This is a genomic window from Anaerostipes sp. 992a (assembly GCF_001940245.1).
Taxonomy (GTDB): Bacteria; Bacillota; Clostridia; order Lachnospirales; family Lachnospiraceae; genus Fimousia.
In genome coordinates, this window is the sequence record NZ_MJIG01000004.1 from 234,428 (window position 1) to 255,882 (window position 21,455).

Sequence of the window (21,455 nt, forward strand, 5' to 3'; positions counted from 1 at the left end):
CAAATCCGAATACCTAAAGCCAGGATCTGGCAAGATGAGATACACTCCAATTTATAGACAGTATCTCATGAATTGTAGGGAGTGTAAAACCGGTCGATTATGTACCGCATACATTAATTATTCTATTTACTCATGAAATTACTAATATGATAGTATGCATTTTTCACTTCTATCACTTATTTTTCTTTATGATAAAAGGACAAAAATATAAAGTAATAATCCATGCATTGATTTTTATTTCCAGAAAAAACTTCATGTACCCTATTAATACAATAATTTTACTTTTATATCAATCATAAATTTTCGTACTTTCCCAAAAATATATTGATATTCTTTAGTTCTATAAAAACAAAATACAAAAATCATATTCGGAATTAAAGAGCAAACTATTAATTTGACTACCACATTTATCATAGGAAAAAATACAATATAACTACAAATTACAGCACTTATTCCTCCAGCAAAGCAAGTAATAATCAAATATTTTAAATAACTCCAAAAATATTGAATAGGATTCATATGTAGACCATATTTAAATACTGCATATGGTTCGTACCAACAATTTGTTAATGCACGTGAAATCGCTGTAGCCGCAAAAATACCAAGCAATCCCCATTTAGCCCCTAAAAAAATATCTCCAATAATATTCAATGCGGCAGTTACTAAGAGAATATACTGTCCATATTTAAAAAGACCAAGCGTTGTCTTATATGTCCATACTGCATTTTGCATCCCTACCATATAAAAATTTACTGCCAGAATAAGAGGAATCTCAGTTGACAAGACGTAACGGTTTCCAAAACACAGAGAAACAATATCACTGGATACTAACGCTATACCAATTGCGCACCATCCATAGATCCAAAAATTTGCCATATTTATTGTCTTAAAATAAAAGTATTTCCTCTCATCTGTTTCAATTGCATTTATATTCCCAATGCTGGCTGTCATACTTCCGAACACTTGATTAACTAAAGCAGCAAGTGTAGCTGATAAAAGCGTATAATTAGATGCCGCTCCAGTCGTGATGAGTCCACGAAAATAAGTAATAACAATATTATCTGTATTGTTCACTAAAATTCCGCTAAGTTTAGATACTGTAAGAGCCTTTATATCTTTAAATAGCCTCCAACATTCTTCCTTTGAAAGTGGCTCGACCTTTCCCTCTACAATATATGGATAATCTTTCCTTGCTTTTCTGGAAATCAAAACATTTGTCACATAAGTACAGATTACTTGAATAACAAGATATGCCATAAAATTTTTAGTTACAAATAAAATAACAATTTGAATGATATCTTGGATTACAACCACCGCATAGCTTATCCCTAAAACAACATAATTTCTTTGACTGGCAGTAATAATTGAACTCCGATAACTAAAGAAATAACTGCTTGCTGTACTAAATAAATAAAGCAAGTAAATAATTTGAAGGCTATCTGGAATATTAGGTGTTTCACGAATAATTAAATTTAAAAACGGAAGACATATAACACCTGCAGAAAAAATAAAAATTCCCACAATCTTATACGCCGTCCCATAAAATTTCATTAATGATGCAATCTTTTTCTTATCATTATCAGCAATCGGTTTATACAGAGCATATACTATTGCTGTTCCAATTCCGAGCTCAGATAAAGAAAGTACAGAAATTATGTTTGCAAATAGACTACTGATTCCCAGATATTCTTCCGACAAACAACGTACAAATACTATTCTGCATATAAAACTCAATAAGACATTAAGTCCGTATCCTATAAAACTAGCAAATACATTCATGATAGAATATTGAGTCCTAGTATACCGCTTCATCAAAAGTTCCCTCCGTATTTATTGCTAACGCCCTCAATAGCAATCCTTGTGCAAAAGGCATGACATCATATATTTGAGAGAATATACCCAATCCATGGGTATCTCCCTGGCAAACATCAACAGCTCCAGATTTCATGGTTACAGTCATCAGTTTTGAGATACTCTTTTCAGCAATGTCCTTATACCGTTTCTCGGAAAAAATATTTGAACAGCTCTGAAAAAAGTAAGCCATTGCTGCTGTTATAGAACTATCATACTGTCCTCCACCCTGTAAAATAGTATTAAATCCTCCGTCATTCTGCTGATACTTAGTATAGGTTTGTGCCGCTTCATACAGATAAGATTTCAATTCATTCCTCTGATTGGATTCACTTAACTCTTTCCATGTGTCTAATACCGCAATAAAATACCATGCTGTTCCACGACCCCAGCCATAAATTCCAACGGGTAGATTATTTTCAACGTTATAGGCATGGCATGGCAATTGAGTCCCATGAAGAAATCCATGGCAATGATATTTCTTTATCTGTTCAATAGCTAAAATGATGTATTGAGAACAATTATATATTCTTCCATATAAGGTTAAAAAAGGGCATACCATCCCCAGTGTATCAACATAACGATACTTCGATTGATTTCCTTGCGAATAACTTATCATACCATCTGAACATAAATTACCCTCAATTACATTCACCATTTTCTTCATAGCAGGATATATTTTCTTCGGATCGGAAGTTGTTTTAAGTATAACATATGCCAACATTGCATAATCCACACGGTTTACAGTACACCTCCATTCTCCTTCTTCCGAAATATATTTTTCTGCAAAATCCCCAGGAAAATATGACAAGTCTTTATTTTTAGAATAGTCAATTAGTCCAAGAGCTAATCCTGCAATTTGCCAACTCTGAATAGTTGCATTGCGATACTTTCCTTTTAATAAATCAAGCAAACGGTAACGTGAATTATCTGAAAGTCTTACAATCGGTGTATGTTGAATCCATCTACAAGCTCTTTTTACAACTGCCGTTTCCCATTGCTCGCGGTTATCCCATCTTCCAATATGATAGCGCCTCGTCTGAGAAACTAAATCGAATATCTTATCGACCCAATAAATCAATGCAGAAAAAGCAAAAAAAACACATATTGAAACTCCAACTAAAAATTTCATGCCTTTTACACCTCACTCTCTAGAACAGTGCGTAGCTTGAAAGCCCTTTGTATATACTTCGGCATAAATGACTTTAACGTTTGATTAATTTCTTCTCGATGTTTCATAATCCATGTATATGCCAAATATAAATCTGTTTTTTCAATGAGATTCTGCACAGGAATTACAAAATGCTCCTCAGTTCCAAATAAATCCATTGCAATTCCCCTGGCTTTCACTGAGTATCCTACCACCAGTGTAGGCACACATAATGAATAAGCAGCAATAGTCGCATGTGTTCTTGCTCCAACAAAGCAATCACAGTGAGAAATAATATCCTTCAACTGTAAACAATTCTGATCTTGCACCAAAAATATGCGTTCTGTATTTCCTATTTCTTTATATAGTTGCTGAAGAACAACTCTGTCATCATTTTTATCTTTTACTACATGTGGTATTAATGCAATGTTATATTCTGTTTCTTCAAGAATTTTTTGAACAAGAAATTTATAATTTTCAAAAGTAATACCCTGCTTCTGCTCTCTACTCTGAATTAGTGGACTTATGTTAATTCCTACATAGGACTTTTCCTTTAATCCGGCAGGCCAAATACCATTCCCAACTGGTAATGTAAATGCTGGATCAGGAAGTAACACCGTCTTTTCATTTATCTTTTTGAGGGCTTTAAATGATAGGGACTCTCTTGCAACAATTAAATCATAATTTTTCAAATCATTTGACATAATAGGTGTAATATCATCCGGTTCAACAGAACAACCCCATAATACAGTTTTACACCCTCTCCTTTTTGCATACCGATTTACTAAATAAATATGTTCATTATCTCCATAGCAATAATTGTCCCCACCAATAGATAACAAGATATTCCCTTGCAAACACTCTTTTATGATCGGAGAAAAGCTTAATGCATCGTAAGCATCTTGCCGATGATTAATATGATACTGAAGAAAAGCCTTAAAATATCCTAAAGACATCCTCTTTGCAATTTTTTGTGGAGCTTTAAGAATAAATGATCTATTCTCTATATAACGCTGATCCTCCTCAATACCATCTGAAAAAAGCGTAAAGTCATTTTCTGTTCCTATCAAATTAATAGTTGTACGCACAATTGCCTCACATCCATGATTTCCGCTACCACCATGCGGATACATTAAATATTTCTTACTCATATGAATCCTTTCTTTTTGATTTCATATCCATGAAATCTATACATATTTTAAATAGCCTTGGCGATAATAAAAATAAATTCAACTGTTTACGACACGATTTACTCAGCGCCTTTGTTAAAAGAAATTTTTTGTCTGCATGCAATTCTTTGTAAATCCTTTTTCGCCACTCGTAACTATTGGGATAAATCTTCCCTTCAGTGCTTAATAATTTCTTATAAGTGTAAATATACTGATACACCCATTTCTCACAGATATAATCCTCATACTCAGGAAAAAGTTTACACACTATATCATATAATATTTTATATATATCATATGATGCAATTTTACTTTCAGTAATACCGGTATGCATTAATGAATCAGAACGCATAAAATAGAAATACCCCGGATAATTCAAGTAAACAATTTTTTGCCCTTTAACAAGCAACTGCGGTGTGACATAACTGTCTTCATACGCTTTTCCTATTGGAAATTCAATATTTGAAAACAGCTCCTTCTTGTATATCCCTGACCATACTTGCACTTTCAGCTTTTTCTCCTTACCATGGAAATACTCATATACTGCATCCGATGTATTGTAAACTTCAACCACATAGTTCTTTACATCTTGATTTGTTTGATTTGTTTGATCTGTTTTGTCTTGTGAAGTAATTATCGAATTAAACTTTACGATATCACAGTTATATAATCGAAAACATGATATTACTCTTTCAAGTAAAAAACGATCAATAAAATCATCTGAGTCTATGAAACATATGTAATCACCTGATGAATTTTTAATTCCAATATTTCTTGCAACTGAAACTCCACTATTTGCAATCTGTATAATTTTAATCTTTGGTGATTTAAGAGCAAACTTTTTACATATTTCAATACTTCCATCCGTAGATCCATCATCCACAATAATAACTTCAAAATTAAGGTACGTTTGTGCTAAAACAGACTGTAAGCATCTCTCTAAATACATTTCTGTATTGTATACTGGAATTATAATTGATACATAATCCATATCTTCCGTCCTCCTTCAATTCACAGAATTGTCTACATCTCTCTTTATTTTCATAGCCGCTCTTAACAATGCAAGCAAAACGCTCATTTTTTTTTGCATCATAAATACATACATCTGTGAATAATCGGTCGTTGTTGCAACTTTACAGGCATGAATAACTTCTTCTTGAGATAATATGCTTCTAACTCTATTTATTTTTTGCCCAAATCCCAACGTACACAGGGGATTCCATAAATCAAAGATACTATTATATGCGTCATCAAATATTCTTCGATAAACAAATGCTTCTTCCTTGGAAAAAAAGAATCCCTTTTCAATAAACAAATTTTTTAAAGCCATATTAATTCTAAGACCGTTTTCAAAAAGATTATATCTATATTTATGGCTTAACGAATTTTCATTATCATGGTCATAATAATATATTGGTTTATGCTGATACGAAATATCATTTATACATCTCAAATAAAGCAGATTAAATAGCAAATCCTCACCATATGAAGTATCTTCAGGAAAACATATATTATTTTCTCGTATTATCTCCATTCGATATAACTTATTAACTGGTCCATACAATAGGAATGTTTTATTCCATTCCAAAAAAAGCCTACGATCTTCATCTGATCCCCTTTCAAAATTAACTTGTCCCTCTTTTGCATAGACAATAGTTTTTTTTCCCTTGTTTACATTAGCAATTGTCCCCATTGCCAATTGACATTTTCCCACTGATAAAGTTTTTTTTAATTGCCAAAAATAATCCGACTTAATATAGTCATCACTATCAATAAAAGAGACTAAACTCCCAGAAGCTTGTTCTAAACCAAAATTTCTTGCTTTTGAAACACCACCATTTTTTAAATGAAATACTTTAATCCTATTATCATTTGCAGTCAATTCATCACAAATTTGACCGCTTCTGTCAGTTGAACCATCGTCAACAAGAATAATTTCCAAATCATTGTATTTTGAATTTTTTATTGAGTTTATACATCTCTCCAGTGTTTTTTCACTGTTAAATATCGGGACGATAACACTAATAACTTCACTCATCAATTATTTTCTCCAGCACTTGTATATTATTCTGAACATTAAACATTTTACTCCTTTTCAGAGCTAGAACTTTGTATTTACTCAACACGTTGCTATTTTCTGTAATTTCTTTAAGCCCTTTATAAATCCCCTCTTCAGAATTTTCCGTCAATAAACCATATTTTCCTCCTCCAATAAGTTCATTAGGTCCAGAACAATCTGTAGTCACAATCGCCAATCCTAGAACCATTCCTTCAGCAATAGCTAAACTGTACCCTTCAGCCCTTGATGAGCATATCAAAACATCTCCCAATTTCATTACGGCATAAGGATTTGCCAAATATCCATGCAGCTTAACATATCTCTCCAGTTTAAACTGTATAATATATTGCTGCAACTCTTCCTTTTGCTCACCATCTCCGATGATATGAAGCTGAAATGCTCTGTTATTCTGTTTTAAACGAGCAACTGCTTTTAATAAACGATCAAACCCTTTTTGTTCTACAAGACGTCCTACTGACATAATATGTAGAACACCACTATCAAAACATAACGATTGTTCTTTTGATTTAGCCAGAATATATTGTGTATCGATGGGATTATAATGGGTAATTACTTTTTTTTCTTCTACACAATATTTCCTGAGGAAAGCTAGCCTCGTTGCATCTGATACGCAAATAATTTTATCAAATGCATCATAATGTTTTTTTTCATCTTCATCATTTTTATAAAGAAATGATGTCCACGAATTTTTCTCTAAATCAATATGAACCCACGCAAGTTTCTTGGAATGTGTATTTGTTGATCCTGAAATTATTTTCGTACTTTCTCCTTCAATGAACGCAATTTCAACATCATATTTTCCATGAATAAAAAGGGAATAAAAAACTTTTGCGGGGCAACAATTAAAAATTTTTCCTTTAATTTTTAATATAACTCTGGATAGGAGTCTGAATATGGTATTATTTCCATTATAATCATCAAACACCACTTTATAGCGAAATTGTCGCTTATATACCTCTCGATCAATATTTTCTCTATGCATAGAATAAAGTGTAATATCGTATTTATCGTTATCCAAATGATTTAACACAGTCTGCAAAACACGTTCAGCACCGCCTGAATAAAGAGTATTTGTCATAATTAATATCTTTTTCATTCAAATTATTCCTCATATTTAATATATATAATTCAACTTTAAAACAACTATTTATCTATGTTCTTCTTTGATTTATCAACGATCCAAATATTTTACTAATGTGCTATTCTCATTAATTTTTACCAACCAACAAACTTTCTACTTCTTGTATTCTTGACAAAAGCCGAAAATCTTTTGCTCGTGTCACAACATCCGGATAATAGCTGTCTATATGTATGTTTCCTAAAACAATTTGTTTTAACATTTGGCATAATGCATCGTCAGAATTAGGAACAATAATACCACACTTTTTATCCCCAAATAACTCCTCCATACCTGCACAATCAACTGTAAAAATTGGTTTTCCCAAAATCAAACTTTCGGTAGCAGCAGTACTAAATCCCTCAGCGTAAGAAGAACAAATAAAGGCATCACAACAATTTATATAACTATAAGGATTTTTTTGAAAGCCAACCAATGTCACTATATTTTTAAGACCATTCTTATCAATATAATCTTGTAAATCTTTTCTTTGAGAACCATCACCAATAATCCAAACTTCAAAATCAGAATTTTCAACAGCAACCTTTCTTATACATTCTAGTAATCGCTTATATCCCTTTTGTTCCTCCAGTCTACCAATTGTACCAAGTAATACTTTTCTCCTTTTTTTTAATCGAATAGGTTCTTTACCCTTACAGATGATTTTTTTCTCATCTACTGGATTATACTGAATACATACATTTTCTTTAAATGCAAACTTTTGAACAAAAGCCTCCATCACACTTCTTGAAACGCAAGCAATTTTTTGAAATTTTTTATATGTAGCAATGTGTTCGTCTATATTTTTGTAACAAGAATCCGCATATGCATTTTGAATCATATCTATATGTACCCACGCTATTTTTTTGCTTTTTGAGTTCGAAGATGACGCAATCAGTTTTGTTGCAAAACCTTCAACGAATGCAACCTCTACATCATACCTTTCATTCAAAAAGATACGATAAGTCAAAGCCGTTGGCAATAAATAAATTAATTTAATCCCTATCCAAAACAATACTTTCCTAATCCCCCCAGCATTGTAATTCTTCTTATGAAGGAAAGAACGATAGTTACAAACTCTACTTACTTGCTCCTGATATACATCGTCGTCAGTTACTGTACAAACAGTAACATCAAATTTATTTTGATCCAAATTGCATATAATATCCGATAGAACTTTTTCTGCGCCTCCACCAGCCAAACTTTCTATAAAGAACAATACCTTTTTCACTTTTCTCTCCCTACATTCATTTCCGTTTAGCATAAGCTGTACAACTTACTAATTTCACTTGAATTTGAATAATCATATTCGTTACATTTTTCTACTATCCGAGATTGCTTTGCACCATCGAATATAAAATCTGCTATCCCTTCTGCACATCCTTTATTATCCATAGGAACAATTATTCCGTCAATTCCTTCATGTAACTGGCTATCTGATGTTTCATATCGTGTAATCACAACAGGTTTTCCTAACATCTGAGCTTCATGAACCGTTACAGAATTCCCCTCATATCGACTGGGCTGAATATAAATATCACAAGATAATATATATGGATAAGGGTTTTCTTTCTTTCCTAATATAAACACAAAATCTTGCATTTTTGCATCAAAAATTTTTTGACGAATCAAACCTTCATCTCCACCATAACCAATTAGATACCAGTTTACATTTATCCCTTTTTCAATTAATCTCCGACAAATATCAGGTATATTATCAAAGTTTTTGGCTTTACAAAAACGTCCAATAGATAGTAACCGTATAGATCCGTTGCAAGGCATCTCTTTCGTAACTACAAATTCTAGTGCCTGCTTTTTGATGCTATATTGGGGTAATATATTCTCAATCTTTATAATTTTATGTGCTAAGTCTTTAAATACACCTAAAAAACTTTTCGTCACTGAATCTGAAATAGAGATAATGTGGTCATATTTGTCCCACATTTTGTATTCAGATTCAACATCTACGCTTACTTTAGAATAATCCGTGTGTATCCATGCAATCTTTTGTTTGGCATCAATACGTTCTGCAACAAAATAATGTGGTGTCAAAAAACTGATCGCCAAATCATATTGTTGATTGCTAATATTGGGCATACTCCATAAAGTATATTTATGGCTATATTCCAATTCAACATTATTATCTACTGGTAAACCCAACCGTCTTATCCTGCATCTCGCTTGGAACTTTGCAAACATCCTCCCAAGTAAAACTTTCATTTGCCTTTTATGTATCACATCTTTAATCGGCACAGCCAAACAAGAATACTGTGAAATTTCAGGCAATAAATGAACCTGATGCGGTATAAGATTAAGTAATTCGCCAGAGTGCCGCATTAAAAACAAATCCACACTGTAATTAGAATAATCTATATTTTCTAAAAGTCCTAGTAATGCACGCTCAGCTCCTCCTAATTCCATAGCATGAGCAAATATAAGAATATCTTTCACAACATACTTTCCTTCCTGATAAAAAATCTTTCAATTACAATTTCCACTTTTTACAAAAGCGATGTAATGGCTTTGTTAATTTACTTCTTAATATAGTTTTCTTGTCCATCCAACTTTTTCCATACCAATGAATAGAGTATGTACACTCTGTTTTTGTTAATACACCTGTAGGATCATCATAAGGATTAAAATATTCTATCGGATAAATTATAGCACCATCTACTCTTTGTTTTTTACCATTCTGTACAAGACCTCTTTTCAGCAAGGCATCAGTGTTCAAGTGCGGACATCCGATTACTCCATGTTCACCATCTAACAACTGATCATATTCTCTAATCATCTGTAAAACAACTTCGTTACCTGCTTCTGCTCCAAAGCCAACACCTGTATTGACATATTCGTTGTTTTCAAAGCCAAAAAATGCCTGGCAATCCAACAAACCATCAAAAGAACGAAGTAGTTCTACATCTGTATCAAAGTAAATGCCACCATACTCCGCTATTACTAGTAAACGTATATAATCTGTTAAAAATGCATATTTCTTTTGTGCATAACACATTTTAGTATAGGCATTCAAGTTAATATCAAAATTTTCTTCATTCCATTCAATGAATTTATAATCCGGGCAATATCTTTTCCAACTTAAAATACACTTTTTTGCCAATTTAGGCTTTTCCCCATGACCAAACCAACAATAGTGTATTACTTTAGGAATCATAACTCTTACCCCTTTCTTTTACAACTTTGCTATTATTTTACGAAGAAATCTTTTTACTTTACTTTTTCGCATTTCTAAATATAGCAATCTATATACTCCTTCATAATCAAACTCACTAAGCAATTCTCTGAATTCCATAATTCCAGATGAATCCCCTTTAGGATAATTTACCGCTTTAATAATTTCTGGCAACTTACTGCATCTTTCAATTTCAGTTATCATTTTATCACGGTTGTTTTTTCCATGATAATGTTCAAAATATATTTGTAGCCAATAAGAACACTCATTTTTTAGTTCGACAGCAGTTGTATAAAACAATTCATCCGGCAATGAATGCTTTTTTATTTGTTCGACCTTAAATCTATAAAGTGATATCGAATCATTTAAAAATTCTGGCATAAATTTACTGGTACTTCCGCCCATACGATAATAATAAACAACTTCTGGCGTTACAGCAATTTTTTTTGCTAATAAAATAGCCTGCAAATTAAAAGCAATATCCTCTTGAAAGTGCTTTACAGGACATTCAAAATAGCAACCTTTTTTTAATAGATCATTCTTATACAATTTTGTTGGCATATACCCTGGAAAATCCGTAATACCAAAAAAAGACGGTAACAGCTTTTCGCGGATTTCTTCTTCTTCATAAAGGTGCCTTGCGCTAAAAGAAGGTGGAATATTAGGTCTTATGCGAAAAACATTTGCAAAAAATTTTTGTAATACTCCGCAAGCAATATCTACATCTTCATCAATTGCCAATTGCATTAATTTTTCAATACCATCAATAGGAATGATATCATCAGCATCGCAAAATGTAGCATATCCCTCATTTTGCAACAATCTAATTCCAGCATTTCTTGCAGTGATAGCACCCCCGTTTTCTTTATGAATTACTTGAATCCGAGAATCCTTTTTTGCATATCTTTCACATATCTCACCACTTTGATCTATTGATCCATCATCTACGAGTATAATTTTTATATCAGAAAATGTCTGCTTTTGTAACGAATCGATACATTTACCTATTGTCTTCTGCGCATTATATATTGGGACTATAATACTCACTTGTGCCATATTTTCACCACCATATCTACTTATTTAATAGTCAACTAAGATGCAGAATTTATGTTTTGCCGTGACATAATATTTACATTTTTTCTTTAATTTTAAAATTCACCTTATCGTCTTGATTTTCAAAAAAATCGTTAGCATCAAACCAAATGGAATAGCAAGTATTGTCATCACCTTTTTGGGAGACTCTGAAATAAATCTGTAATTATGAGCCAATATGCTACTGGAAACATAATGTATGCAATCAATAAAATTTCGCTTGTGGGATTTTATATACTTCATGTTTTCTTTACGAATAAAGGCAAAGCCTTTCGGATTTTTGATATATTGCATGTACATATTATTTGATGATCCATCTGGTTGGTACTCAACATTACATAAAATTTGATTAGTTGTAAGCAACGTATATTTTTGATCACACAGTTGGTATTTATATCCTAAAGAGATATATTTTTCTCCAACAAACACTGGATATGATGGAAGGCTTTTCATTATATCGGTTCGATACACCAATTTCTTATCTCCAGTTCCGCCAGCATTATAAAAATCATAAAGGGTTGTTTCTTGTACTGTGTCTGGGAACATTGTTCCAATGATATTTCCATTCATATCTGCATCCAGACCAATAATACCTGCAAACCTGTCATTACCTTTTTCATCCCATAACGACAGAATATATCCAACCGCACCTTCAGCAAGTGCATCATCAGAATCAATGCAAATATTTAAATCGGTATCGATATTCTCGTAAGCAGTATTATGTGCTGTATGCATACCACCATTTTCTTTATAAATATACCGAATTTCAAAACCATTATCTTTCTTTTGCCATTCTTTAACAAGTTCAGAAGTATTATCATTTGAACCATCATCTATAATCAGCCATACAAAGTCTTTACATTCTTGTTTTAGTAGCGAATCATAGGTTCTTGGCAATGTATGTGCCCGATTATAAGTAGGTGTAAACACCGTTAATCTTTTTTCATTATTCATTGTTTTTCCTTAAATATAAATTCTGTAACCAGTTGCCATTTTCTATTATGTCATAATGAGCCTTTTTTATTTGCTCTGACGAATTTTTTCTTTCTATGTTTTTTGTACTTAAAACAGTTGTAGCCCAATTCTCCGCACCAACTCCAAGTGGAACAAATTGTACCAGATCAGTTATGGCCGTTTCTTTCGCTACTTTGTCCGATAAAATGCATGGCAACCCAGCTGCTTGTGCTTCAACTAAACTTAATGGCAATCCCTCAAGTTTTGATGGAAAGACAAATACATCCATCGCTTGTAATAATTCATTAACATCTGTCCTAACATATAAAAATCTTACCGATTCTTCCAGCTTCAATTCTTTGACTCGATTGCGTACATTTTTCAGTTCTTCCCCAACACCTACCAAAAGTAGTATTGCAGTACTATTCTGACGAACCACTTCTTTGAAAATATCTATCAGAAATATCTGATTTTTTACTGGATGAAATCTTGCAACATTTCCAAGAACAAACTTTCCCTCTAGTCCAAGTTCTTTCCTTTTCTTAAGCCGAATTTCCGGATTGAAAGAAAACAACGACAGATCAACTGCATTCGGTAAAACTTTAAATGCTTGTTTACCGAACAAATATTGTCCCGCTTCTTCTCCACAAGCCAGTAGATTAGTTGCTCCACATTTTTTAATTACATACTTACCATATATCCTAAACGGATACTTTATATCAATTCCAATTTGTGCTAAATGACTATGAGCGATGCGAACATTTATCCCAGTTTTTCGAGCTGCATTTAATACAAACCCACAGTTTTCCAAAATATGAGCATGAACTGCCTCGAACTCTCTATGTTCTCTAAAAAACCCTTCCAGCCAATTATTGTATTTATTATAATTCCAAGGTCTGATAGGAAATGCTCGATATATTTTTCCTCCAAGTGCTTCAATTTCGTCTTCATAGATTCCCTTCTGTTGTCTATGAACTAAAAAATCAAATTGTACTTTATTCCGGTCCATGTGACGATAATAGTTCATTATCATTGTCTCTTCGCCACCTCGATCCATAATAGTTACAACTTGTAAAACTCGTATTGCCATGTTTTATTTTCTCCCTAAAATAGTGACTAATTATTTACTACTGCCTTCAGTCTATCAATAGCTTCCAACATCAAAACCAAAAGGTAAGTTTTATGATATTTGCATAGTGCAAAAAAGATTTTCCATTTGAAAGGGAAATAATATAATTTCAGCCTTGAATAAGCCGTTTTCCATAATGGTCTATTTAAAACCACTTTAAGATACTTCGCCTTTTCCCACAGGTGTTTACTACTCCCAATCTCATTCAAGCCGATACCAATCATACTCAGTATAATACGATTCTGTAATGCTAACACAAATTCCTTATCATTACCATTTTCGTCTATAAAAACTTGAAAATAGCTGAATAGATTGCTCCATTGATTAATTAAATCAGAACGATACTTCCTTGTTGTTGCTGTTTCATTCGTTTTTCTATAACAATACATAAACTCGTTAATATATACACACTTTTCACATTCCGACAAAGCATACAGATTAAACAACGCATCTTCCGAAGAACCAACTTCCCGCTCGCTTATCCATTTGCCCGCTTGAATCATTTTTTTGCTATAAAGTTTTCCCCACATTGGTGTAAATCTATCAGCAGTTTCAACATGAGCAAGTTCATTTCCCACTAAACCGACTATTCGTCGCTGAAGATACTGTATTTCGGTGCCAGAAAATATCCTTGTCCTATCAAAAATAGACGTATTAAATACCTTGTGCGTATAGATTCGTTTATATCCAAAACAAACCAAATCAGCAGCATTCTTTTCTATTTCTAAAACACATCTTCCAATCGTTTGCGCTTCCAACCAATCATCCGCATCTACGAACATAATATAATCCCCTGTAGAAATTTCAACACCTGCCTTACGTGCTGTTGTTTGTCCTCCATTTTCTTTATGAATGCTTATAACGCGCGCATCTTTGCTTGCAAATACATCACACATCTCAGGGCAACCATCATTGCCACCATCGTCAACTAGAATCACTTCCAAATTTTGATATGTTTGCTTCAGAATGCTTTCTACACAAGTCTTCAAGTATTTTTCCACATGATAAACAGGTATTATAACAGATACCTTTTTCTTATTTAATAACATCTATTACATCCTCTCCATAACAACTAAAAAATCATTTTCACAAATTCCATAACTGTGATCGTCCGATATGACATGTCAAATTCACTGTTATCATATAAGAAGAATAACACAAAACACACAACACAAAGCATAGATATGATTCTGTAGGATCTTGGTTCAAAGAGATGCCGTAAGGTCCACGGCATAGTACACGTAATTCCCAGTTCAAAGTAGGTAGCAATTCGTCCGAACATGTTGGCCCCATTCTGAGTAGCAAGCATCATAAACATCAGACTAATAATTCCCATATTAGTAAATAATTCTTCGACTGCATTCATCTTGGGTAATAGCCATTTTCGAAAGAGAAAGATAGCAAGTGGAGTAATGGCAAATACCGCTACACGGAAGATACTCATGCGATTTCCATCGAATACTTCCTCTGCGCTGACACTTTTCCCAATGCTATCTGCATAGGATAACAGAGACATAACGGTTCCATTAAAGGTTCGAAGCACTGCACCCGTAGCCAGAATTAATAATAAACTCTTCACATCCCACGGTTTAGAACGGAAGAATGCCATAATCAAAAATAAAATCGCATACGTATGAATGAGTGCAGCGATACATACAATAACCGTAAATGGAATATATTTTTTATCCAACAAATATGGAACAGATACAGTAAGAATTGCCATAGCACTGATCTGTTTCAATGCAGCCATACCAAAAACAAAAGTTCCCAATGCAAAAAATATAAATATTGTAAATGCAAAATCTTCTCCATCCGTATAGGTTAACAAAAATCTCACAAATAATATAATATTAATTGTAGCCCAGAACATGAAAAAAAGATGCACATTGTTTATATAAGTATGAAAAAAAGCCTGCATAAAATAAAAAAGTGGGTTATGAAGTAAATTTAAATTTTCCTTATCTGCAAAAAACATTTGCAATGTCTCAGCATTCTCAAAACCTCTCAAATACGTAGCCGTATCATTATACCCAGTCCTCAATCCAACGAATAAAATCATCAGAACGACCATGGCCACGATAAAGACATTGACCTTCTTCTTTTCACCTGCTTCCAACATGTAATTGTATCCATAATACTGGGATGCATATGCCAATATTACAGATAATGCAAATACGATTAGTAAATTTCTCATGATAAATGCTCCTGAATCTTCTTCAGTGTCTCCTGCACGACTTTCTTCTTATCAAACACATCTTCCATGTGTTTCCGTCCTGCAAGCCCGAATGCTTCTCTTTCTTTTACAGATAACTCCATAAACCTCTTCATAGCCGCAAGCAATGCTTCCTGATCCATCACCGGACAGAGATAACCGCTTGTTCCATCCAGAACAGCTTCCCTGCATCCTGGAATGTCAGAGGTGATCAACCCGCGACCAGTGGCCGCTGCCTCTAAGAGCACATTAGACATTCCTTCATGATAGGATGGAAGGACCACGCAGTTAGCCTTTTGGTAGAAAGGCCAAACCTCTTCCTGGAAACCATGGAATTCAATGATTCCCTGTCTTTGAAGTTTTTGTACCTGTTCTTTATATTCATCCTCGAAGAAGCCTACCACATCGAAGGTGACTGCTTCCCCATAGGTTGCTTTCATCTTTTTTGCTGCATAGAACAGCTCATCCATTCCCTTTTCCTTCATGATCCTTCCCACGAATAGGAAATGAACGCTGTCTTCTTCTTTGTATGGAGCATATGGATAATAATCCAGATTGATGCCTGCTCCATGGAGAACTGTCTGTTTCCTCTTTGGTATGATCTTCTTCTGCTGGAATACAGCTGCATTTCCGTCATTTTCGAAGAAGACCGTACAGGCTTTTTTTAAAGCTTCCCGATACATCCAGGTAACTAGGGATGCCAGTACCGGCTTTTGGAATGCGGTTCCCAATCCCTGTACATTGACACAGTACGGAATCTTTAACATGCGGCAGGCAAATCCACCATAGATATTCGGCTTGATAGAATAGGTAATGACCATGGATGGACCGATCTTCTTAAGCAGATAGAAGTACGTCCTCATAAGCTTTAGATCCGTCACTGGATTGATGCCTCTGCGGTTAATGTCCGTATCGATGATCTTACATCCCATGGCACGGAAGTCGTCCACATGCTCCCCACACGGCATGCTTAGGATGACCGTATAGTCTTTTAATAATTCTTTGATCAGCTCTCTCCGAAACTGCCACAGCATGAAGGAGTGATTGGTCATGATCAGGACTTTTTTCTTCTTTCTTCTCGTTACCTTTGTTCCTGGACGCTGTTCCTCTTCCTTCGCAGCAACGGCTTCCATGGCTCCGGTTCCTCCTTCCACCACACCTTCGCTTTTTAAGACAGAAGCAAAGGTTCCGAAGAAGCAACGCATATCCATAAGAAGACCAAACTTCTCTACGTATTCGCCGTCCAGTCTGGCTTTTACATCGATCTCTAACTCATCGCGGCCGTTGATCTGTGCCCATCCGGTTAAGCCTGGCTTAATGTCGTTGGCACCATATTTGTCTCGCTCTTCGATCAGGTCATACTGATTCCACAGGGCCGGTCTTGGTCCACAGACACAGATCTGTCCTCTGGCGATGTTAAATACCTGTGGCAGTTCATCTAAGCTGGTCTTCCGTAAGAAATGTCCCATTCTCGTGATGTACTGATCAGGATTTTCCAGCAGGTGAGTCGGTACGTCCTTTGGTGTATTAGTCTTCATGGTACGGAACTTATAGATATGAAAGTGGGATTTATGATTACCCACTCTCTTTTGCTTGAAGATCACCGGGCCCGGATCATCCAGAAAGATGAGCAGAGCAAGCACTGCGAAGATTGGAAGCAGTACGATGGCCGCACAGACGCCCAGAATTACATCCACCTTATATTTGATATGTAGATATTTTATTTGTTTCTTTGTAAATGACCTTGGATATGTCATGATATTTCATTCCTTATGATAATATTTTATATTCCGGCACAAGCTTCTGTACCACTTTTCGAATATTGGCATTGTCTTCGGCAAAGGCCGTTTCCTTCAGTTCTTTGATCAACGCTTTAAACTGCTCTGGATCCCCAGGTTGCAACTGGGCAATGAAGATTCGATCGTTGTCAGTCTCAATCTTGTTCTTCTCGCTGATCAGCAGTTCTTCATATAGCTTCTCACCTGGACGAAGTCCGGTAAAGATGATCTTAATATCCTCATATGGCTGATAGCCAGATAAGCGGATCAGATTTTCTGCCAGAGTGAGGATCTTCACTGGCTCTCCCATGTCCAGAATAAAGATTTCTCCACCATGGGCATAGCCACCTGCTTCCAGTACCAGATTCACTGCTTCTGGAATGGTCATAAAGTAACGGATGATATCCGGGTGGGTCACCGTCACTGGACCTCCTTCCTGGATCTGCTTACGAAACAGTGGAATCACGCTTCCATTGCTTCCTAAGACATTCCCAAAGCGGACCGCCATATATTCGGTATCGGAGTGCTGATTGGCATATTGGATCACCAGCTCACAGATGCGCTTAGATGCTCCCATGATGTTGGTTGGCCGCACAGCCTTATCGCTGGAGATCAATACCATACGCTTGGTTCCGCAGGCGGATGCTTCCCTTGCCACATTCATCGTTCCGAATACATTGTTACGAATAGCATCACAAGGACTATTTTCCATCAGCGGTACATGCTTGTGCGCTGCTGCATGGAAGATGACCTCTGGCCGATACTTTTGAAAGATGTTGTGAATTCTCCGGCGATTTTGCACCGATACGATCAATACCGTAAGATTTAAGTTCGGATGCTTGCGAAGCAGCTCCATCTGAATCTCATAGGCATTGTTCTCATAGTTATCTAAGATGATCAGCTGCTTTGGATGATAGTCAGCAATCTGGCGACATAACTCACTGCCAATGGAACCGCCTCCGCCGGTGACAACCACAACCTTTCCCTGTACATAGCTGGCCACATGCTCGTGTTGCTTTGGAATCGGATCGCGGCCTAACAGATCCTCAATCTCCACCTCTCGCAGACGGGAGACGTTAACCTCATCGTTGATGATCTGATAAAGTCCTGGAAGGATCTTCACGCTACAGCCCGTATCCTTGCATATATTTAAAACTTCTTTTCTGTCCTTATAATCCATACTTGGAATGGCCAGGATGATCTCCTGAATCTGATATTCTTCCACTGCACCTGAAATCATATCTCTTCCGCCGATCACCTTCACTCCATGAAGATAGGTTCCCTTCTTATTCACATCATCGTCAATAATGCAGACCGCTTGATGATCTAAGTAAAGGCTATTGCGGATCTCATTGACTACCAGCTCTCCTCCCTGACCGGCACCGATGATCATGGTCCGGATGCCGTCCTTCCTATGTCCCACTTCTCTTCTTCGTAAGAAAATCCGAAGAAAGCGGTAGGCAAAACGGATCGCTCCGATTGCCATTACAAGCTGAATGAAAAATAGAATAAAATAACTTCTTGGTAATGGCAGATGCATCGCCAGGATGGTGATCAATTGTACAATCGTTGAAAAAGCGCATGCAAAAACAATGTGGAACGCCTCTTCTAAGCTGGCATATCTCCACATACTACTATACAATTTACATATGAAAAAAATCAAAATCGTAGAAACGAATCCATACGGAAGGTATGTAACTACAGAATCCCAGAATACTGGCTCCACCGTATGAAAACGAAAGTCAAACCGAATCAACAGGGATGTTACCATAACCGTAACAATTACAATGCTGTCTAAAACCCCTAGAAGAAAACCCCTGATCCGACTCTCCTTCGAATGCTGAAATAGATGTGTTTGTACTAATTTCTTCAATTTTTGCTCCCCTTTCGTGCTTATGTTGCACACGGCTTATTATACACCATAATAATATAAAAATCCAACACAATCTTTTAAAACTTCGTATTTTCAGCAATTTATGTAATAATAACCAGGATAGCAGTCATTTTATACACAAAAACCAAGAGGATATTCTTACATGAGACATGGGGCTTCTGCAAGAAACAGGGCATCCCCCATTACGAAAAACAGTAATAGAGAATGCCCTTTTGTTCATTTATAAAATTCTATGATTTCGATCAAGCTTCTTAGATGTCTAATAAGTCGCTGTAAGCTTTTAATGCACCGTCTGTATCATGTGCAAGTACACGTTTTGCAAGTACTTTACCAAGCTGTACACCTTCCTGGTCGAAGCTGTTGATGTTCCATAAGAATCCCTGGAACATGATCTTGTTCTCAAAGTGAGCTAATAATGCACCCAGTGATTCTGGTGTTAACTGATCACCAATGATGATGCTGGATGGACGTCCACCTTCAAACTTCTTGTTGTTATCTTCATCATCTTTACCACATGCAAATGCAACAATCTGAGCTGCTACGTTGGCACATAATTTTGCCTGGCTTGTGCTTCCTTCAATTACTACATCCATACCGATCTGGTTTTTCTTAAATCCAACAAACTGTAATGGAACGATATCTGTTCCCTGGTGTAATAACTGATAGAAGGAATGCTGTCCGTTGGTTCCTGGTTCACCATAGATGATCGGTCCAGTTGCATAATTGACTGGTTCACCATAACGGTTTACAGATTTACCATTGGATTCCATATCACACTGCTGTAAGTGTGCAGGGAAGCGGCTTAATGCTTGAGAATATGGTAATACAGCGGTTGTAGGATATCCCTGAACGTTACGTTCATAAACACCGATCAAGGCATCTAACATATCTGGGTTCTTTAAGACATCTTTGTTGGTTGCAAGCTTGTCTTCTTCTGCTGCACCATCAAAGATTCTTGCAAAAATCTCTGGTCCGAATGCTAAGGAAAGGATTACTCCACCAACGGCAGATACGGAAGAGAAACGACCTCCGATAAAGTCATCCATAAAGAATGCTTCCAGATAATCATCGCTCTTAGCCAGAGGAGATGTCTCACTTGTTACAGCAAGCATATGTTTAGAAGGATCTAAACCAGCTTTTTCTAAAGCATCTTTTACGAAAGCTTCATTTGTTAAAGTTTCTAATGTTGTTCCTGATTTTGATACAACAATGAACAGTGCACGGGATACATCGATTGACTTCAGAACTGCTGCTGCATCATCTGGGTCAACGTTGCTGATGAATTTTGCTTCCATCTTAGCTGTGTTATTTACCTTAGCCCAGTTTTCCAACGCAATGTATAAAGCACGAGGACCTAAATCACTTCCTCCGATACCGATCTGTACAACTGTTGTAAATTTCTCACCAGCAGCATTGGTGATCTCACCAGCATGAACTTTGTTCGCAAAGTCTGCAGCTTTCTTCTGCTGAGAAACATAAAAATCACGTTTGTTCACGCCATCAACGATGACATCTTTACCTAACTGTCTACGAGCTAAGTGATGAAGAACCAGACGTTTTTCTCCTGTGTTGATAACCGCACCATTGTATAATTCTTCGAATTTTTCAACAAGCTGTGCTTCTTCAGCCAATTCAGCAAGTGCCTCTAAGATTGTGTCATCCACTTCTTTTGCAGCGTAATTAAAGTTCAGACCACCTGCCATAGGTGCGTTGTAACGAGCGACACGATCTGCGCCATTCTCTCCGGACATTGCCTCCACAATATTTACACGTTTCTTCATAGTGGCAAGTTTATCATAAGATGCCAGAGTGTCAAGATTGTTCCAAGTTACCATAAATAAA

Annotated in this window: 17 protein-coding genes; all 17 read right to left on the bottom strand. The window is 35.7% G+C overall.

Annotated features, from left to right (window positions below):
* Nucleotides 1–264: 264 nt before the first annotated feature.
* The 17 genes from BHF69_RS05455 to BHF69_RS05535 all read right to left on the bottom strand — a co-directional run bounded on the left by BHF69_RS05455 (nucleotide 265) and on the right by BHF69_RS05535 (nucleotide 21,448).
* Entirely contained in the window at nucleotides 265–1,812 is a 1,548-nt protein-coding gene (locus BHF69_RS05455; RefSeq protein ID WP_075670059.1) for a lipopolysaccharide biosynthesis protein, read from the bottom strand.
* Nucleotides 1,796–2,983 carry a glycoside hydrolase family 88 protein gene (locus BHF69_RS05460; protein ID WP_075670060.1) on the bottom strand — a complete coding sequence of 396 codons (1,188 nt, stop codon included), beginning with the start codon at nucleotides 2,981–2,983 and terminating at the stop codon, nucleotides 1,796–1,798. The genes BHF69_RS05455 and BHF69_RS05460 overlap by 17 nt, the downstream gene beginning before the upstream one ends.
* 5 nt (nucleotides 2,984–2,988) lie before the next feature.
* Nucleotides 2,989–4,152, bottom strand: coding sequence for a polysaccharide pyruvyl transferase family protein (locus BHF69_RS05465; protein WP_075670061.1), 1,164 nt, complete (start codon nucleotides 4,150–4,152; stop codon nucleotides 2,989–2,991).
* The gene (locus BHF69_RS05470) at nucleotides 4,145–5,161 is read right to left on the bottom strand and encodes a glycosyltransferase family 2 protein (protein ID WP_075670062.1); all 1,017 of its coding nucleotides are present in this window, start codon (nucleotides 5,159–5,161) and stop codon (nucleotides 4,145–4,147) included. Before BHF69_RS05470 ends, BHF69_RS05465 begins: the two co-directional genes overlap by 8 nt.
* A 15-nt stretch (nucleotides 5,162–5,176) precedes the next feature.
* Nucleotides 5,177–6,208 carry a glycosyltransferase family 2 protein gene (locus BHF69_RS05475; RefSeq protein ID WP_075670063.1) on the bottom strand — a complete coding sequence of 344 codons (1,032 nt, stop codon included), beginning with the start codon at nucleotides 6,206–6,208 and terminating at the stop codon, nucleotides 5,177–5,179.
* Nucleotides 6,201–7,346: a glycosyltransferase gene (locus BHF69_RS05480; RefSeq protein WP_075670064.1), complete on the bottom strand. Its 1,146-nt coding sequence runs from the start codon at nucleotides 7,344–7,346 to the stop codon at nucleotides 6,201–6,203. Before BHF69_RS05480 ends, BHF69_RS05475 begins: the two co-directional genes overlap by 8 nt.
* Before the next feature lie 112 nt (nucleotides 7,347–7,458).
* Nucleotides 7,459–8,598 (bottom strand): glycosyltransferase, encoded by a 1,140-nt coding sequence (locus BHF69_RS05485; protein ID WP_158022559.1) that lies wholly within the window; start codon nucleotides 8,596–8,598, stop codon nucleotides 7,459–7,461.
* Between the two features lie 26 nt (nucleotides 8,599–8,624).
* Nucleotides 8,625–9,818, bottom strand: a complete 1,194-nt coding sequence (locus BHF69_RS05490) for a glycosyltransferase (RefSeq protein WP_202816993.1) — start codon at nucleotides 9,816–9,818, stop codon at nucleotides 8,625–8,627.
* Between the two features lie 34 nt (nucleotides 9,819–9,852).
* Complete coding sequence (locus BHF69_RS05495; RefSeq protein ID WP_075670066.1) at nucleotides 9,853–10,536, bottom strand: glycosyltransferase family 32 protein; 684 nt, start codon at nucleotides 10,534–10,536, stop codon at nucleotides 9,853–9,855.
* Nucleotides 10,537–10,554: 18 nt separating this feature from the next.
* A complete protein-coding gene (locus BHF69_RS05500; RefSeq protein ID WP_075670067.1) occupies nucleotides 10,555–11,610 on the bottom strand; it encodes a glycosyltransferase family 2 protein in 1,056 nt (351 codons plus the stop codon).
* Nucleotides 11,611–11,709: 99 nt separating this feature from the next.
* The gene (locus tag BHF69_RS05505) at nucleotides 11,710–12,600 is read right to left on the bottom strand and encodes a glycosyltransferase family 2 protein (RefSeq protein WP_075670068.1); all 891 of its coding nucleotides are present in this window, start codon (nucleotides 12,598–12,600) and stop codon (nucleotides 11,710–11,712) included.
* Nucleotides 12,593–13,690, bottom strand: a complete 1,098-nt coding sequence (locus tag BHF69_RS05510) for a glycosyltransferase family 1 protein (RefSeq protein WP_075670069.1) — start codon at nucleotides 13,688–13,690, stop codon at nucleotides 12,593–12,595. Before BHF69_RS05510 ends, BHF69_RS05505 begins: the two co-directional genes overlap by 8 nt.
* 26 nt (nucleotides 13,691–13,716) lie before the next feature.
* Nucleotides 13,717–14,778 (bottom strand): glycosyltransferase family 2 protein, encoded by a 1,062-nt coding sequence (locus BHF69_RS05515; RefSeq protein WP_075670070.1) that lies wholly within the window; start codon nucleotides 14,776–14,778, stop codon nucleotides 13,717–13,719.
* 23 nt (nucleotides 14,779–14,801) lie between these two features.
* A complete protein-coding gene (locus BHF69_RS05520) occupies nucleotides 14,802–15,923 on the bottom strand; it encodes an EpsG family protein (protein ID WP_075670071.1) in 1,122 nt (373 codons plus the stop codon).
* Nucleotides 15,920–17,698, bottom strand: a complete 1,779-nt coding sequence (locus tag BHF69_RS14650; protein ID WP_075670072.1) for a sugar transferase — start codon at nucleotides 17,696–17,698, stop codon at nucleotides 15,920–15,922. The genes BHF69_RS05520 and BHF69_RS14650 overlap by 4 nt, the downstream gene beginning before the upstream one ends.
* A 13-nt stretch (nucleotides 17,699–17,711) precedes the next feature.
* Nucleotides 17,712–19,592, bottom strand: coding sequence for a polysaccharide biosynthesis protein (locus BHF69_RS05530; RefSeq protein WP_075670073.1), 1,881 nt, complete (start codon nucleotides 19,590–19,592; stop codon nucleotides 17,712–17,714).
* A 272-nt stretch (nucleotides 19,593–19,864) separates the two neighbouring features.
* Nucleotides 19,865–21,448, bottom strand: coding sequence for a glucose-6-phosphate isomerase (locus tag BHF69_RS05535; RefSeq protein ID WP_075670074.1), 1,584 nt, complete (start codon nucleotides 21,446–21,448; stop codon nucleotides 19,865–19,867).
* Between the last annotated feature and the right edge of the window lie 7 nt (nucleotides 21,449–21,455).